16 protein-coding genes are annotated in these 16,136 nt (G+C 73.1%); 7 read left to right on the forward strand and 9 right to left on the reverse strand.

Annotated elements, in window-relative coordinates; translation table 11 throughout:
* Positions 1–7: 7 nt before the first annotated feature.
* Entirely contained in the window at positions 8–1,018 is a 1,011-nt protein-coding gene (locus tag ACFEMC_RS03960; RefSeq protein ID WP_380173831.1) for a carbon-nitrogen hydrolase family protein, read from the forward strand.
* A 4-nt stretch (positions 1,019–1,022) separates the two neighbouring features.
* Here the strand turns inward: ACFEMC_RS03960 and ACFEMC_RS03965 are convergent, their stop codons facing one another.
* Both ACFEMC_RS03965 and ACFEMC_RS03970 read right to left on the reverse strand, forming a co-directional pair.
* Positions 1,023–1,880, reverse strand: a complete 858-nt coding sequence (locus ACFEMC_RS03965) for an oxygenase MpaB family protein (RefSeq protein ID WP_380173833.1) — start codon at positions 1,878–1,880, stop codon at positions 1,023–1,025.
* A 139-nt stretch (positions 1,881–2,019) separates the two neighbouring features.
* Entirely contained in the window at positions 2,020–2,883 is an 864-nt protein-coding gene (locus ACFEMC_RS03970; protein WP_380173835.1) for an NmrA family NAD(P)-binding protein, read from the reverse strand.
* 83 nt (positions 2,884–2,966) lie between these two features.
* Here ACFEMC_RS03970 and ACFEMC_RS03975 point away from each other — a divergent pair, with 83 nt between their 5' ends.
* Positions 2,967–3,353 carry a winged helix-turn-helix transcriptional regulator gene (locus ACFEMC_RS03975; protein WP_380173837.1) on the forward strand — a complete coding sequence of 129 codons (387 nt, stop codon included), beginning with the start codon at positions 2,967–2,969 and terminating at the stop codon, positions 3,351–3,353.
* A 47-nt stretch (positions 3,354–3,400) separates the two neighbouring features.
* Positions 3,401–3,862 (forward strand): hypothetical protein, encoded by a 462-nt coding sequence (locus ACFEMC_RS03980; RefSeq protein WP_380173839.1) that lies wholly within the window; start codon positions 3,401–3,403, stop codon positions 3,860–3,862.
* Between the two features lie 122 nt (positions 3,863–3,984).
* Here ACFEMC_RS03980 and ACFEMC_RS03985 read toward each other — a convergent pair whose 3' ends face one another.
* Entirely contained in the window at positions 3,985–4,833 is an 849-nt protein-coding gene (locus tag ACFEMC_RS03985; RefSeq protein WP_380173841.1) for an SDR family oxidoreductase, read from the reverse strand.
* 97 nt (positions 4,834–4,930) lie between these two features.
* On the opposite strand from ACFEMC_RS03985, the gene ACFEMC_RS03990 reads away from it, so the two are divergent.
* The 4 genes from ACFEMC_RS03990 (at position 4,931) to ACFEMC_RS04005 (ending at position 8,600) form a co-directional block, all read left to right on the forward strand.
* Positions 4,931–6,622 carry a metallophosphoesterase gene (locus ACFEMC_RS03990; protein WP_380173843.1) on the forward strand — a complete coding sequence of 564 codons (1,692 nt, stop codon included), beginning with the start codon at positions 4,931–4,933 and terminating at the stop codon, positions 6,620–6,622.
* Positions 6,619–6,888: a hypothetical protein gene (locus ACFEMC_RS03995; RefSeq protein ID WP_380173845.1), complete on the forward strand. Its 270-nt coding sequence runs from the start codon at positions 6,619–6,621 to the stop codon at positions 6,886–6,888. Before ACFEMC_RS03990 ends, ACFEMC_RS03995 begins: the two co-directional genes overlap by 4 nt.
* 96 nt (positions 6,889–6,984) lie before the next feature.
* Positions 6,985–7,605 (forward strand): DUF47 domain-containing protein, encoded by a 621-nt coding sequence (locus ACFEMC_RS04000; protein WP_380173847.1) that lies wholly within the window; start codon positions 6,985–6,987, stop codon positions 7,603–7,605.
* A 2-nt stretch (positions 7,606–7,607) separates the two neighbouring features.
* Positions 7,608–8,600 carry an anion permease gene (locus ACFEMC_RS04005; protein WP_380173849.1) on the forward strand — a complete coding sequence of 331 codons (993 nt, stop codon included), beginning with the start codon at positions 7,608–7,610 and terminating at the stop codon, positions 8,598–8,600.
* 103 nt (positions 8,601–8,703) lie between these two features.
* On the opposite strand, the gene pstB is transcribed toward ACFEMC_RS04005, so the two are convergent.
* The 6 genes from pstB to ACFEMC_RS04035 form a co-directional block, all read right to left on the reverse strand.
* On the reverse strand, positions 8,704–9,480 hold the full coding sequence (pstB, locus tag ACFEMC_RS04010; protein WP_380173851.1) for a phosphate ABC transporter ATP-binding protein PstB: 777 nt from the start codon (positions 9,478–9,480) through the stop codon (positions 8,704–8,706).
* Positions 9,481–9,490: 10 nt separating this feature from the next.
* Complete coding sequence (pstA, locus tag ACFEMC_RS04015; protein WP_380173853.1) at positions 9,491–10,399, reverse strand: phosphate ABC transporter permease PstA; 909 nt, start codon at positions 10,397–10,399, stop codon at positions 9,491–9,493.
* Complete coding sequence (gene pstC, locus ACFEMC_RS04020; protein ID WP_380173855.1) at positions 10,396–11,382, reverse strand: phosphate ABC transporter permease subunit PstC; 987 nt, start codon at positions 11,380–11,382, stop codon at positions 10,396–10,398. Before pstC ends, pstA begins: the two co-directional genes overlap by 4 nt.
* 127 nt (positions 11,383–11,509) lie before the next feature.
* Entirely contained in the window at positions 11,510–12,628 is a 1,119-nt protein-coding gene (pstS, locus tag ACFEMC_RS04025; protein WP_380173857.1) for a phosphate ABC transporter substrate-binding protein PstS, read from the reverse strand.
* A gap of 234 nt (positions 12,629–12,862) precedes the next feature.
* Positions 12,863–13,864: an NUDIX domain-containing protein gene (locus ACFEMC_RS04030; RefSeq protein ID WP_380173859.1), complete on the reverse strand. Its 1,002-nt coding sequence runs from the start codon at positions 13,862–13,864 to the stop codon at positions 12,863–12,865.
* Positions 13,861–16,014 carry an RNA degradosome polyphosphate kinase gene (locus ACFEMC_RS04035; RefSeq protein ID WP_380173861.1) on the reverse strand — a complete coding sequence of 718 codons (2,154 nt, stop codon included), beginning with the start codon at positions 16,012–16,014 and terminating at the stop codon, positions 13,861–13,863. The genes ACFEMC_RS04030 and ACFEMC_RS04035 overlap by 4 nt, the downstream gene beginning before the upstream one ends.
* Between the last annotated feature and the right edge of the window lie 122 nt (positions 16,015–16,136).

Consider the following 16,136-nt stretch of genomic DNA (forward strand, 5'->3'; position numbering starts at 1 on the left):
GACCACCGTGACCGCGAACAAGAACGTCAAACGACTCGTCCGGGCCCGCGCGCAGCGGACGGGAGAGACGTACACCGCTGCGCTGCAGCAGGTCCGGGAGCAGCGGGCCATCGGTGGGCCGCTGCGCCTCGCCGTCGCGCAACTGCCCGTCGAGCAGGACGCCACCGATCCCGTGGCGTTGCGGCGGGCCGGGAACCGCCTGCGGGCGGCGGTGCGGGAGGCCGCCGCCTCGGGGGCGCGGGTGGTGCAGCTGCCCGAGGGGGCCACCTGCTTCCCCGGCAAGCGCGTCCTGTCCAGCACCGGCCCGGACGTCGTCGGCCCCGCCGACTGGGGCCGGGTCGCGTGGGACGTCCTGGACGCCGAGCTCGCCGAGACGGCCGCACTGGCCGGACGGCTGGGCGTCTGGGTCGTCCTCGGCTCCACCCACCGGCTCAGCGCCGGCCGCCGGCCGCACAACTGCCTCTACGTGGTCGGGGACGACGGCCGCGTGCGGACGCGGTACGACGAGCGCTACCTCTCGCACACCAAGGCGACCTGGATGTACTCGCCAGGCCACGCCCCCGTCGTCGCGGAGGTCGACGGGTGGCGGCTCGGCCTGGCGCTGGGCCTGGAGACCCACTTCCCCGAGGTCTTCGCCGAGTACGACGGGCTGGACGTCGACGCCGTGCTGTTCTCCAGCACCGGTGACGGGGACCTGGACGCGACGACCTTCGCCGTCGAGGCCGCCGGACACGCTGCCGTGCACGGCTTCTGGGTGGGCTTCGCCGTGCCCCCGCAGGCCGGTCCCGGCGCCGGGGTGGTGTCCCCAGGCGGTCGGTGGGCCACGCGGGCCACCGGTGACGGCAGCGGGCGCGACGACGTCGTGGTCGTCGACCTCGACCGGACGGACCCCGACGTCGCGGTGGCCCGCACCCTGGCCCGGCCGTGGCGGCGCCGGGTCGGTCGCGAGGGGCACCGGGACCTGCTCGACGACGGGCTGGTCCAGGACGTGCGCAGCGTGGAGCGCGCCGCGTTCTGAGCCGTCAGGGGGTCGCGGTCGTCCGGCGTTCGGCGATCCGCGCGTGCGGCCAGAGCGCGAACCGTCGCGGCAGTGCGGGTCGTGCGGCGGTCGTCGTGGCGCGCAGGACCCGGGCGGCGGCGTGACGGGCCGGTGTGCGGGGGATGCCGTAGGCGGCGGCCAGGGCGGGCGGCAGCAGGTCGGCCGTCACCGCCCGCGCCGTGGCCGCGGCTCCCGGCAGGGGTGGGGTGGTGCGCTGCGTGAGGATGTCGTGGGCGATGCGCCGGGCGTCGTCCGTCACGACCAGGCCGCGGACCGTCTCGCGCACGTACGCGTCGAACTCCTCGACGGTGTCGGGCAGGACGCGGTCGGGGACGGCGAACATCCGCGCGAAGGGCTTCGACTCCTGCCAGTGCCGTTCCCGCTCGGCGGGGCTCAGACGCAGGCCGACGTACCGCTCGGTCACCCGGCGGGCTGTCCAGACGAGCGTGGCGTGGACCCACAGCGCCAGGTCGGGGTCGTTGGCGCGGTAGGGGGTCCCGGCGGGCGTCCCGGGGACGGCGGCCCGGGTCGTGCCGCGGACGGGGGCGTGGGCGCGGCCGACGTGCCGGGCGGCGGCGTGCGCCTGCTCGGTGTCCCCGAACGTCACCGTCAGCGCGGCCTGCAGGGTGCCGACGAGGCGGCGGGCCGGGCCGTCGGCGTACCGGCTGTGGACGGCCACGCCCTCGCCGACGAGCGGGTGGGCGATCTGCATCAGGATCGCCGCCGGCCCGCCGAGCACGGTGACGCGCTCGCCCGTGACCCGGCGGAACTGCGGGCCGGGGCAGACGCCCGGGTCACCCGGGACACCGGGGCCGGGGGCGGGCGGGAAGAGCGCGCTCACCGGCACCCGCGGTGTCCGCCGCCCGTTCTCCGTCCGCACCCGCCCATCCTGCGTCACCCGCGGGGGTAGCACTCCTTCCGCCCCTGATCGAGCCCGAGAGGGGCGGAAGGAGTGCTCCCCGCCGGGAGGTGTGACCGCGTCAGGACGCGGTGTGCGCGGCGGCGACGGCGTCGCGCAAGGACGAAGCCGGCCGGCCGACGAGGTCGGCGAGGTCGGTGCTGTCCGTCTGCAGGTCGCCGTTCGCGATCGAGGCGTCGAGCGCGGCGACGAACCCGGCGGTGCCGGCGTCCAGGCCGTGGCCCTCCAGCGTGCGCTGGTACTCCTCGCCGGAGACGTCGCGCGCGACGACGGTCGTGCCGGTGACCTCGGTGACGGTCGCGGCGAGGTCGGCGAAGGTGAACGTCTCGCCGGCGAGTTCGTAGGTGCCCTTGCCCTCGTCGTCGGCGAGCAGGGCCGCGGCGGCCGCGGCGGCGTAGTCGGCGCGGCTGGCGGCGCTGATGCGCCCGTCGTGGGTGGCCCCCAGGACCTCGCCCGTGGCCAGGTACTGGCCGAGGCTGGCCGTGTAGTTCTCGTAGTACCAGCTGTTGCGCAGCAGGACGTGCGGCAGGCCGGAGGCGCGGATGACCTCCTCGGTGGCCTTGTGCTCGGGCGCCAGCGGGCTCGCGGACGTGTCCGCGCGCAGCAGCGAGGTGTAGACGAGGCGCTGGACGCCGGCGGCCCCCGCGGCCTCGACGACGTTGGTGTGCTGGGCCACGCGCTGGCCCACCTCGCTGCCGGAGACGAGCAGGAGGCGGTCGACACCGGCCAGGGCGGTGTCCAGGGAGGCGCGGTCGGAGTAGTCGCCCGCGCGGACGACGACGCCGCGGGCGGCGAGGTCCTCGGCCTTGGCGGGGGTGCGGACGACGGCGACGACGTCGGACGGGGTGACCCCGCGCTGCAGGAGGGCCTCGACGGCGAGGCGGCCCAGCTGGCCGGTGGCGGCGGTGACGGCGTAGGTGGTCATGGTGGTCTCCCTCGGTGAGTGCTGCCTGATCGACAACGCTAACTATTCTGCAGTGCCTTCTGTTCCCGCGGTACACTGGTGGCGTGGACGACGCCCCGGACGGACCAGCGCAGGACCTCGTCGCGGACGTCTTCGCCCGCGACTGCACGTCCCGCGCCGCCTTCGAGTCCGTCACCGCCAAGTGGGCCTCCCTCGTCCTGCTGGCCCTGGGGGAGGGGGCGTTCCGCTTCAACGCGTTGCGGCGCAAGGTGGACGGGGTGAGCGAGAAGATGCTCTCGCAGACGCTGCAGGCCCTGGAACGCGACGGCATGGTGACCCGCGAGGTCGTCACCGCGATCCCGCCGCGCGTGGAGTACGAGCTGACCCCGCTGGGCGCGCAGATCGCCGACCGCCTGCGCGGCCTCGCCGACCTCCTCGAGGCGTCGGCGACCGACGTCGAGGCGGCGCGGCGCGGACACGCCGACCGCTGACGCACCGCGTCCCGGAACGGCGTGCGCCGCGGCCTCGTTGGCCCGGTGTGGAACCGCTGACGCTCGCCCGCACCCTGTCCGTCGTCAACACCGCCCTCGCGGGTGCGGGGGTCCTGGCGGCGCAGGCCGTCTTCGACGACCCCCGCCGGCTCCGGCGGACCGCGACGTGGGGCGGTCTCGGCCTCGCCCTCGGCGCCGCCCTGACCGCCTCCGACGCCGTGTGGAGCCGGGCGACGCGCGCCCGCACCGCCCCGCCCGCCGACGACCCCGCGGACGAGGTCGTCCTCGCGGCCCCGGAGTCGGGGCTGCTCCTCGGGCACCTGGGCGTCGCGGCGGCCACGACCCCGCTGTGGCTGGTCGGGCGGCGGGTGCCCGCCCGGTTGCGGGCCCGGGGCGTGCAGCGGCCCAACCTGCTGCTGGGCGTCCCGCTCGGCCTCGGGTACGCCGCGCTCGTCGCCGGTGTGGAGCGGACCTACGCGCGCGAGCGCACCGCCGCCCTCACCCCCTGACCGTTCGCCGCCCGCCACCCGTTCCGCTCTGGGGGCGGAAAACACTCTTTCCGCCCTCGCAGGCGGCGTGTCGAGGGCGGAAAGAGTGTTTTCCACGCGGGACCGGGGCCCCGGCGAAGGGGTCAGGGGCGGCGCCAGGCGTCCTCGCGCAGGTGCGAGCCGGCCATCGGGCCCATCTGCAGCATCCCGCCGTCGACGGGCCAGGAGGCCCCGGTCACGTAGGACGCCTCGGGGGAGCAGAGGAACGCGACGACGGCGGCCACCTCGCGGGCGTCGCCGGGCCGCCCCAGGGGAACCCCGGGCCGGTGCTGCGTGTGCGGGTCGACGTCCTCCAGCCCCGTCATGGGCGTCGCGATCTCCCCGGGGGCCACGGCGTTGACGGTGATGCCGTGCTCGGCCAGCTCCAGGGCGGCGGTGCGCGTCAGCAGGCCCAGGCCGCCCTTGGCGGCGCAGTAGGCGCCCGACCCCACCCGCGGCTGGTGCTCGTGCACGCTCGTCACGTTGACGACGCGACCGCCCCGGCCCGCCGCGACCATCCGCCGCGCCGCGCGCTGCAGCAGCAGGAACGGCCCGTCGAGGTCGACGGACACCACGTCGCGCCAGTCCTGCCACGGCAGGTCCAGCAGCAGCGACGACGTCCCGACGCCCGCGTCGCTGACGAGGACCTCCAGCCCGCCGAGCTCCTCTGCCACCGCGTCGACGACGTCCGCCGCACCGGGCAGCTCGCGCAGGTCGAGGTGGTGCAGGACGGCTCGCCGTCCCAGGGCGCGGACCTGCTCGGCCGTGGCCTCGCCGGCCGCCTCGTCCCGGAACCACGTCACGCCGACGTCGTGGCCGCGGCGCGCGAGCTCGACGGCCACGGCACGGCCGATGCCGGACTCCGAGCCCGTGACGAGGGCCGGGCCGGGGGAGCCGGTCGGAGCGGGTGAGCGCAGGTCGCGGAAGGGGCCGGTGGTCGTGGCGTCCGTCATGCCCCACCCGTACCCCGAACGCCGCGCCGTCACCCCCCGTCGCACCAGATGGCCCCGTCGGCGGCGCGGACGCGCGGTCTGCGCGAAGATCGTGGTGATGTCCGCCAGGATCCGCCCACCCGCGCTGCGGCTGCCGCGTCCCTCGCCCGCCCGTCGCGCCGCCTGGGCACGCTTCGCTGCGCGTCCGGTGCCGCGCTTCGCCCGCCGGCACCTGCTGCCCTGGATCGCGGTCCTGCTGGTCACCGCGGCCGGCGCCGGCGTCGGCTTCGCCCTCGCGCCCGGGTCCAGCACCTACGTCGGCCCGCTCCAGACGGAGGTGCGGGTCCGGCCGAGCCTGTCGCCCGGCGTCGAGGTGGACCTCCCGCCCGTCGGGAAGGTCACGTTCGACACCCACCGCGCACCGATCGTGGTGACGGCGAACATCGAGAGCGTCGACGTCGACGCCGCCGCGCGCCTCGTCCGTTCGCCCCAGCAGCTCCTGGCCCTCGAGCTCACCGCGGCCGACACCGTCCGCGCGGCCACCGTCCGGGCGGCCACGTACAGCCTGCTGTGCGGCTTCGGCGGGGCGCTGCTGGCGGCCGTCGTCGTCTTCCGCGGCCGCCGCCGCACCCTGCAGACGGGCGCGACCCTGCTCGTCGTCGTCGTCGCGACCGGGACGGGCACGTGGGCGACCTTCGACCCGTCCGCGCTGCGGCAGCCGCGGTTCACCGGCCTGCTCTCGCGCGCGCCCTACGTCGTGTCGAGCACGCAGAACGCCCTCGACCGCCTGGAGAGCTACCGCAGCGGCCTGTCCGACATCGTCCGCAGCGTCTCCACCCTCTACGCCGCCGCGGCGAACCTGCCCGTCCTGGGGGACACCCAGACGGGCACCAGCGGGCTCGGCGCGGACGTCACCACCGTCCTGCACGTCTCCGACCTGCACCTCAACCCGCTCGGCTACGACCTCACGGACAACCTCGTCAAGCAGTTCCGGGTCCAGGCCGTCATCGACACGGGCGACACCACGACGTGGGGGACCGCCGTGGAGTCCAGCTACCTCGGCCGCATCCGCGGGCTCGGCGTCCCGTACGTCTGGGTGCGGGGCAACCACGACTCCACGCAGACCCAGGCGGAGGTCGCCGGGCAGGGCGCGATCGTCCTGGACCAGGGGTCCACCGCCGAGGTCGCCGGGCTCGTCCTGGCGGGCCAGGGGGACCCCGTCTTCACCCCCGACGGCGAGGGCGAGCGGGCCAGCGGCAGCGCGGAGCAGGTCCAGGAGCAGGCCAACGAGGTCCTCGCCGACGGCATCGAGCGCTGGGACGACGCCAACCCCGACCAGCCGGTCGACGCCGCCCTCGTCCACGACCCCAGCGGTCTGCAGCCGCTGCTGGGTCGGGTCCCGCTCGTGCTGGCCGGCCACCTCCACAAGCGGTCCGTCACCCTCGACGGCTCCGGGACGCGGATCATGGTTGAGGGCACCACGGGGGGCGCCGGGGTCACGTCGGCCGGGCTCAACCGCCTCGCGGACGGCGCTCCGCTGCCCCTGTCGGCGACGCTGCTGTACTTCGGGCGCTCCGGGGACCTGGAGGGCAAGCTGCTGGCCTACGACGAGGTGACGGTCGGCGGGCTCGGCTTGGCCGAGGTCAACCTGCAGCGGACCGTCCTGACCGCCGAGGACCGGCCGCCGCTGAGCGTCCCCAGCCCCTCGGCCATCACGTCGGGGACCGGGACGACGACCGGGACGACGACGGGGTCCACGCCCACCGAGTCCCCCACGACGCTCTCGCCGACGGGCACTCCGGGCGGGTGAGCGAGCCCGAAGCCGCCCCGACCCGGACGGCTGCGGCGTACGGTGGGCTCATCATGACGAACCAGGAACCGGAACCCGCTCCCGCGGTGGGCGGCGGCGTCCTGCCCGCAGCGCGGTCGGCTGCGGCGCTGACCGACACCGTCATGGCGGAGGAGATCGAGCTCTACACCGACGTCGTCGTCGCCGCGTCGGAGAGCGACGGACCCCTGCCGGAGGGTGAGCTGGACCGCGTCCTGGGCGTCGAGGGGACCCCCGCTCGGGACTGAGCGACGCGGGCGGTGTCGGGACTGCGTCCCGCGACCGCCTAGAGTCGCCGGTCGGGTCGTGTGCTCGGCCCGAGGCCGACACCCGTGGAGCATGGCGTGCGTTTCCGACTGACCCCCCAGGACAACTCGTTCTTCGAGCTGTTCGCCGGAACCGGCCGGATCCTCGTCGAGGCCACGACCGTCCTGACCGAGGCCATCGGCAGCGACCAGGCGCGCCGCGTCGAGCTCGGGGCCGTCATGGAGGAGATCGAGCACCGCGGGGACGAGGCCGCCCACGCGGTCCTGCGCCGGGTCAACTCCTCCTTCGTCACCCCCTTCGACCGCGAGGACATCTACCAGCTGACCTCCCGGCTCGACGACTGCCTCGACCTCATGCAGGCCGCCGTCGACCTGATGGTGCTCTACAAGGTCGCCGAGCTGCCCAGCGCCGTCGGCGAGATCGTCCAGGTCCTCGCCCGCCAGGCCGAGCTGACCGCCGAGGCCATGCCGCGGCTGCGCTCGCTGCCGGACCTGTCCGACTACTGGGTCGAGATCAACCGCCTGGAGAACCAGGCCGACCAGATCCACCGGCGGCTGCTGGCCGAGCTCTTCGACGGCGGCTACGACGCCATCGCGATCATGAAGCACAAGGAGATCGTCGAGACGCTCGAGAACGCCGCCGACGCGTTCGAGCACGTCGCGCACACGGTGGAGACGATCGCGGTCAAGGAGTCCTGAGCGTGGAGCTCGCCCTCGTCCTCGTCGTCATCGTCGTCGCCCTCACCTTCGACTTCACCAACGGCTTCCACGACGCCGCCAACGCCATCGCCACGTCGGTCTCCACCCGCGCGCTCACCCCGCGGATCGCGCTGCTCATGGCCGCGCTGTTCAACCTCCTCGGCGCCTTCCTCGGCACCGGGGTCGCCACGACCATCGGCTCGGGCATCGTCGACGTCGGCCTCGGCCAGCACGGGATGGTCGTCGTCCTCGCCGCCCTCTTCGGGGCCATCGGCTGGAACCTGCTCACCTGGCGGCTCGGGCTGCCCTCCTCGAGCTCGCACGCCCTCATCGGGGCGCTCGCGGGCGCGGGCATCGCCTCGAGCACGACGGTGCACTGGGCGGTCATCCTCGACAAGGTCATCGTGCCGATGATCGTCTCGCCGCTCACCGGGTTCGTCCTCGGCTACCTCGTCATGGTCGCCATCCTCTGGGGCGTCCGGAAGAAGGCCCCCGCGCCGACGCACCGCCGCTTCCGCATGCTGCAGACGGTCTCGGCTGCGGCCATGGCCCTCGGCCACGGCCTGCAGGACGCGCAGAAGACGATGGGCGTCATCGTCCTGGCCCTCGTCGCCGGCGGCTTCCACACGGGGGAGTCCATCCCGTGGTGGGTGAAGCTGTCCGCGGCTCTGGCCATCAGCGCCGGCACCTACTCGGGCGGCTGGCGCATCATGCGCACCCTCGGCCGGCGGATCATCCACCTCGACCCGGCCCGCGGCTTCGCCGCCGAGTCGGTCTCGGCGATCGTCCTGTACGTGGCGGCGCTCGGCTTCCACGCGCCGATCTCGACGACGCACACGATCTCGTCCGCGATCATGGGCGTCGGCGCGACCAAGCGGCTCTCCGCCGTCCGCTGGGGCGTGGCGCGCTCCATGGTGGGGGCGTGGGTCCTGACCCTGCCGGCCGCCGGCCTCGTCGCCGCGGCGTTCTACTTCGTCTTCCGCCTCTTCCTCTGACCCTCGCCTCCCCGTGGGGAGACGCGAGGGGGGATCGTCGACGCACCGAGCTCGCAGGTCGAGCCCGGTGCGTCGACGATCCCCCTGAGCGGAGCGGGACCGGTCAGCCGAAGCGGCCGGAGATGTAGTCCTCGGTCGCCTTCTGCTTGGGGTTGCTGAAGATCGTCGCGGTGTCGTCGATCTCGATGAGACGACCCGGCTTGCCGGTGGCGGCGAGGTTGAAGAACGCCGTCTTGTCGCTGACGCGCGCGGCCTGCTGCATGTTGTGCGTCACGATGACGATCGTGAACGAGCTCTTCAGCTCACCGATGAGGTCCTCGATGGCCAGCGTCGAGATCGGGTCGAGCGCCGAGCACGGCTCGTCCATGAGCAGGACCTGGGGCTGCACCGCGATCGCGCGGGCGATGCACAGGCGCTGCTGCTGACCACCGGACAGGCCCGCGCCGGGCTTGTCGAGGCGGTCCTTGACCTCGTTCCACAGGTTCGCCCCGCGCAGGGACTTCTCCACGGACTCCGTCAGGACCTTCTTGCTGCGCACGCCGTTGAGGCGCATGCCGGCCGCGACGTTGTCGAAGATCGACATCGTCGGGAACGGGTTCGGCCGCTGGAACACCATGCCGACGGTCCGGCGGACGTTCACCGGGTCCACCTTGGAGGAGTAGAGGTCGTCGTCGTCGAGCATGACGCTGCCCTCGACGCGGCCGCCGGGGATGACCTCGTGCATGCGGTTCAGCGTCCGCAGGAAGGTCGACTTGCCGCAGCCGGACGGGCCGATGAAGGCCGTCACGGAGCGGGGCTCCACGGTCATGGACACGTCCTCGACGGCCTTGAAGCTGCCGTAGTAGACGTTGAGGTCCTTGACCTCGATGCGCTTGGCCACGGGATCTCCCTTACTTCTTGAGCGAGCTGAAGCGGGCGATGGCCCGACCGGCGATGTTGAGCACCAGCACGATGAGCACCAGTGTGAGGGCGGCGGCCCAGACGCGTTCCACCGCCGGTTCGAGCGCCTGCTGGCGGTCGTTGTTGATCATCAGGGGCAGCGCCGCCATGTTCCCGCCGAACAGGTCCGTGTTGATCGACTGCGAGTACCCCACGAGGATCAGCAGCGGGGCCGTCTCGCCCATGATGCGGGCCAGGCCCAGCAGCACACCGGTGAGGATCCCGGAGAACGCGGTCGGCAGGACGATCTTGACGATCGTCTTCCACTTCGGGACGCCGAGGGCGTAGGACGCCTCGCGCAGCTCGTTCGGGACGAGCTTGAGCATCTCCTCGGTGGACCGGACGACGACCGGCACCATCAGCAGGACCAGGGCGAGCGAGACCGCGAAACCCGAGCGGCTGAAGCCGAGGGTCGTGACCCAGAACGCGTAGATGAACAGCGCGGCGACGATCGAGGGCAGCCCCGAGAGGATGTCCACGGTGAAGCTCACGACGCGGGCGATCCGGCTGGCGCCGTACTCGACGAGCAGGATCGCGCTCATGATGCCGAGCGGGACCGCGATGAGCGCCGTCGCCAGCGCCTGCAGCAGCGTGCCGACGATGGCGTGGTACGCGCCGCCGCCGACGATGCGCGGGGTGATGCCGCGCTGGGAGTTCAGCCACCACGTGGAGTCGACGAGGAGCGAGGCGCCCTTGTCGATGACGGTCCACAGGATCCAGACGAGCGGGATGACGGCGATGACGAAGGCCAGCACCACCACCACCGTCGCGATGGTGTTGCGGACCTTGCGGCCGCCCTGCCCGCGGGAGTCGGCCAGCGCCGCCGGGAGCTCGCGCTCGGGGGTCTGCACGGCGCTCATGCGAAGGCCTTCCGACGGTTGATGACGATGCGGGCCAGGGCGTTGACCACGAAGGTCAGGACGAACAGCACGAGACCGGCGGCGATGTAGGCGCCCGTGGACTCGGGGTTGTTGAACTCCGCCGCGTTGTTGGCGATCTTCGAGGCGAAGGTCTCGCCGCCCTGCAGCCAGGAGGCGAAGAACCCGGCGCCCGGGGCGACGGAGGACACGATGATCGTGATGGCGATCGTCTCGCCGAGCGCGCGGCCCAGGCCCAGCATCGCGGCGGAGATGACACCGGCGCGGCCGAACGGCAGGACGGCGGTGCGGATCATCTCCCAGCGCGTGGCGCCGAGGGCGAGGGCGCCCTCCTTGTTCGCCGCCGGGGTCTGCGCGAAGACCTCGCGCGACATGGCGGTGATGATCGGCAGGACCATGACGGCCAGGACGATGCCGGCGATGAACACCGTGCCGGTGCTGACCGGGCCGGAGAACAGCGGGAACCAGCCGAGCGCGTCGTTGAGGAACGTCTGCAGGCCGGTCAGGTGCGGCGCGAAGATCTGGATGCCCCAGAGGCCGTAGACGATCGAGGGGATCGCGGCGAGCAGGTCGATGACGCTCGCGGCCGGCCGGGCCAGCCACTTCGGGGCGTACTGGGTGAGGAAGAGCGCGTTCGCGACCCCGAGCGGGACCGCGATGATCATCGCGATGACCGAGATGGACACCGTCGTCCAGAGGATCTGCAGGATCCCGAACCGGAGGTCGCCCGGGGTGGCCTGCCACTCGGTCGAGAGCAGGAAGTTGACCTTGTCGTCGAGGACCGACGGGACGGCGCTGATGGCCAGGAAGACGCCGGTGAAGACGACGATCGCGATGACGACGACGCCGGCGAGACCGGCGCCGCCGCCGAAGAGGGTGTCACCGAGGCGGCGCCGGCCACGGGCGTTGTCGCCCGACGGGCCCGGCCCCTGCTCGACGGCCGAGCGGCCGGTGATCGAGGACATCGTGCTCCTGCACTGTGCGAGAGGGGGACGTGCGGGGGGAGGGGGTGAACCGAGGGGGCGGGCACCGGAGTTCCGGTGCCCGCCCCCCGTTGCGGTGCTGTGCTGCTGCGTGCCGTTCGGGCTGCGGTCAGGCGATGGCCGCGATGGCCGTGCGCACCTTCTCGGAGACCTCGCTGGGCAGCGGAGCGTAGCCGATGTCCTGCAGGCCGGCCTGGGTCTCGTCCTCGGCGAAGTAGTTCAGGAAGGACTTCAGGAGCGCGGTCTTCTCGGAGTCCAGGCCCTTGGAGCAGACGATCTCGTAGGTGACGAGGACGATCGGGTACGCGCCCGACTCCTTCGTCGCGTAGTCGATCTTCAGCGCGAGGTCGTTGCCCTGGCCGACCTGGGTCGCGGTGGCGACGGTCTTGCCGGCCGACTCACCCGTCAGCTCGACGGCGCCGGAACCGTTGTCGATCTTGGCGACGGACAGCTTGTTGTCCTGGGCGTAGGACCACTCGACGTAGGTGATCCCGCCGGAGGCGCCGGCGACGGCCTGCGCGACACCGGCCGAACCCTCGCGGCCCTCACCCTTGCCGGACCACTCCTGGTTGCCGGCGGCGGTCCAGGCGTCGGGGGCGGCGGCGTTGAGGTACTTGGTGAAGTTCTCCGTGGTGCCGGAGGTGCCGGTGCGGAAGAACACGCTGATCTTCGTGCTGGGCAGCGTCGCGCTCGGGTTCAGCGCCTTGATGGCCGCGTCGTCCCAGGAGGTGATCTGGCCGGAGAAGATCTTGGCGGCGACCTCGGCGTTGAGCGTGAGGTCCTTGACGCCGTCGACGTTGTAGGCGATGGCGATCGGGCCGGCGACCATGGGCAGGTCCCACGCCTCGTTGCCCTGGCAGCGGGCCGTCGCCGCGGCGCGCTCCTCGTCCTTCAGCGCGGAGTCCGAGCCGGCCCAGTCGGCCTGGCCGGAGGTGAACTGCTTGCGGCCGGCGCCGGAACCCGTCGCGTTGTAGTTGATGGTCGCGCCGGAGCACTGCGACTGGTAGCCCTGCTGGATGACCTGGTCGATCGCGTTCTTCTGCGCGCTCGAACCCTCACCGTTCAGGGTGCCGGTCTTGCAGTCGATGGAGGCCGCAGACGCACTGCCGGACGCCGAGGCGTTCCCGCCGGCGCTCGTGCCGGTGTTGTCGTCGGATCCGCAGCCGGCCAGGGCGAGGACACCGACAGCAGCGATGCCGATGAGGCGGGAGGACTTCCAGAACGTCACTTCGGTCCCTTTCGAGGATCGTCGCCGGCCGGAGGACTCCCGGCCTGTTCGGACCGGGCGCAACGCCTCGGTCGATCCGGACGGTAGAGGCGCTGGGTGACGGGGTTCGGCGTCGCAGGTGAACGGGGCGTGAACCCGGAACGTCCGGTCGTGGACCGGTCATGGGCTGCACCGTGACCGTGGGGTGAACTGGGCCGTTCGGGTGGCTCCCAGGTCCACATGCGTTGCGCTGGTTCAGAACTCGTGGCGTTCGACCGCGACGGGGGTTGCGGTGCCGGGACCCGTGGACGTCAGGTGGACCACCACGAGCGCGGCCTTGTCGAGCTTTGCCGTCGTCCGCGCGGCGAGGGCGGGGTCCGTCGTGCGCCGCGCGACGACCTCCTGCAGGTGCGGCAGCACGGGGCCGTGCGAGCAGACGACCACCGGCCGGGCCTCGTCCAGCAGACGCGCCACCACGGCTGCCGACGCGTCGGGGTCGTCCCGGAAGGCTCGCTCGGTCAGCGCGGGGTCCTCCTGCACCGGCAACCCCGTCAGCTCGGCCGCGGGCAGCACCGTCTGCACGCACCGAGCCCACGGGGAGGTCACCAGCGCCCGCACGTCGAAGCAGCCGATGAGGGGCGCGAGCTCGCGGGCCTGGGCGTGCCCGCGGTCCAGCAACGGCCGGGAGGCCTCGCCGTCGGCGCCGCCCGGCCAGTCCACGCGCTTGACGGCGCGGGCGTGCCGCAGCACGACCAGCGGCCAGGTCGCGGGTGGGAGCTCGTCCGTCGGCAGCGCCGCGTCGAGGACCGCCACGTCGGCCGGGTACGTCAGCAGGTCCCGGGCCGCGTCCCGGCCGAACCAGCCGACCTCGGTGATCTCCCCGGCGTCGGCGGGCTCGTACGCGTCCTCGTCGGCGGGGCCGGCGGCGCGCGCCAGCCAGTAGCGCACGCGCTTGTGCACCCCGTCCGGCCCGGCCCCGGGCACCTGGTAGCGCTGCTCGGGCAGCGGCACGCCGAGGTGGACGCGCAGACCCGTCTCCTCCGCGGTCTCGCGGACGGCGGCGACGGCGGGGTGCTCACCGGCGTCGAGCTTGCCCTTGGGCCAGGACCAGTCCGCCGCCCGCGTCGCGGTCGTGGGCCGGTGGACCAGCAGGACCTCCGGCCCCACGTCCCCGGCGCGCACGACGACGCAGCCGGCCGCCTCCACGTCCACCGCCCGCTCGGGGGCGGGCGTGCGGGTGGCGCTCTTCGGCGTCACCGACGACGGCGGGCGGTCGGGCGGCGACCGGGCCGGGTGGCGATGATGTGCTCCTGCAGGTCGCGCAGCGGTTCCCCGTCGGCGTCGAGGTGGTGGCGCGTCCACGTCCCGTCGGCCCCCAGGTGCCAGGAACTCGTGGTGTCGGCCATGCAGTCGTCCAGCAGCAGCGAGATCTCCCGGACGTGGCGGGGGTCGGACAGCCGCACGACGGCCTCGACGCGGCGGTCGAGGTTGCGGTGCATCATGTCCGCGCTGCCGATCATGACGACCGGCTCGCCTGCGGAGGCGAACCAGAAGATGCGGCTGTGCTCGAGGAAGCGGCCGAGGATGCTGCGCACCCGGATCGTCTCGGACAGGCCGGGGACCCCCGGCTTCAGCGCGCAGATGCCGCGCACGACGACGTCGACCGGGACGCCGGCCGCCGAGGCGCGGTAGAGCGCGTCGATGACGCCCTCGTCGACGATGGAGTTCACCTTGATCTTGACCCCGGCCGGCAACCCCTGGCGGGCGTTGTCGATCTCGCGGTCGATCCGGTCGATGAGGCCGGTCCGCAGCGAGCGGGGGGCGACGAGCAGTCGCTTGTAGGCCGTCTTCGGCGCGTAGCCCGAGAGCTGGTTGAACAGGCGGGTGAGGTCCTCGCCGACCTGCGGGTCGTCCGTCAGCAACCCCATGTCCTCGTACAGGCGCGCCGTCTTGGGGTTGTAGTTCCCCGTCCCGACGTGGCAGTAGCGCCGCAGGCCGCCCTGCTCCTGCCGCACGACGAGGCTGAGCTTGGCGTGGGTCTTCAGGCCGACGAGGCCGTAGACCACGTGCACGCCGGCCTGTTCGAGCTTGCGCGCCCAGCTGATGTTGGCCTGCTCGTCGAACCGGGCCTTGATCTCGACGAGGGCGAGGACCTGCTTGCCGGCCTCGGCGGCGTCGATGAGGGCGTCGACGATGGGGGAGTCGCCGGAGGTGCGGTACAGCGTCTGCTTGATGGCCAGGACCTTCGGGTCGGCCGCGGCCTGCTCGAGGAAGGCCTGCACGCTGGTGGAGAACGAGTCGTAGGGGTGGTGCAGCAGCACGTCCCGGTTGCGGATGGCCGCGAACAGGTCGGACGGCTTCGCCGTCTCGGCGCCGTCGGTGAGGTCGCGGTGGGTGCGTGCCACGAACTTCGGGAACTTCAGCTCCGGCCGGTCCAGGTCGGCGATGTCGCCGAGCCCGCGCAGGTCGAGGGGTTCGGGGAGCTCGTACACCTCCTGCTCGTGCACACCGAGTTCGCGCACCAGCAGTTCGCGCACCTCGGGGGCGATGTCGGAGGCGACCTCGAGGCGGACGGCCGGGCCGAAGCGGCGGCGCAGCAGTTCCTTCTCCAGCGCCTGCAGCAGGTTCTCGGCGTCGTCCTCCTCGACCTCGAGGTCCTCGTTGCGGGTCACGCGGAAGGTGTGGTGCTGCACGACCTCCATGCCCGGGAACAGCTGGTCGAGGTGCTCGGCGATGACGTCCTCGAGCGGCACGAAGCGCGCCGAGCGCGGGTCGGCCCCGTCGGCGGCCTCCACGGCCACGAACCGCGGCAGCAGCGGCGGCACCTTGACGCGGGCGAAGTGCTCCTTGTCCGTCGTGGGGTTGCGCACGACGACCGCGAGGTTCAGGGACAGGCCCGAGATGTAGGGGAAGGGGTGCGCCGGGTCGACGGCCAGCGGCGTCAGGACCGGGAACACCATGTCCCGGAAGAACCCGTGCAGGCGCACCTGCTCGCTCTGGGCCAGCTCGTCCCAGCGGACGATGGTGATGCCGGCCTCGGCCAGCGCGGGCCGCACCGAGCGCAGGAACACGTCGGCGTGCCGCTCGGTCAGCTCGTGCGCGCGGACGGCGATGGCGTCCAGGACCTCACGCGGTTCCAGGCCGCTCGCCGCCGTCACGGCCAGGCCGGTGGCGATCCGGCGCTTGAGGCCGGCGACGCGGACCATGAAGAACTCGTCGAGGTTGTTCGTGAAGATCGACAGGAACCGCGCCCGCTCCAGCAGGTGGGTCGACGGGTCCTCCGCCAGCTGCAGGACGCGCTCGTTGAACGCGAGCCACGACACCTCGCGGTCGGCGAAGCGGTCCTCGGGCAGGTCGACGGTCTCCTCGACCGGTGTCACAGCGGGGAGAGGTGTCGTGGCCGTCATGGCGATCAGTCTGCCACCGGGCCCGGTCGCTGCCGCGGCGGACGGCGGCCCCCGGTGGACAGCGGTCCGAACGCTCGGGCAACGCTCGGGGAACGGCCGGTGAACGCACCCCGGCCAGGCCC

This window comes from Kineococcus sp. DHX-1 (assembly GCF_042473625.1).
GTDB lineage: Bacteria > Actinomycetota > Actinomycetes > Actinomycetales > Kineococcaceae > Kineococcus.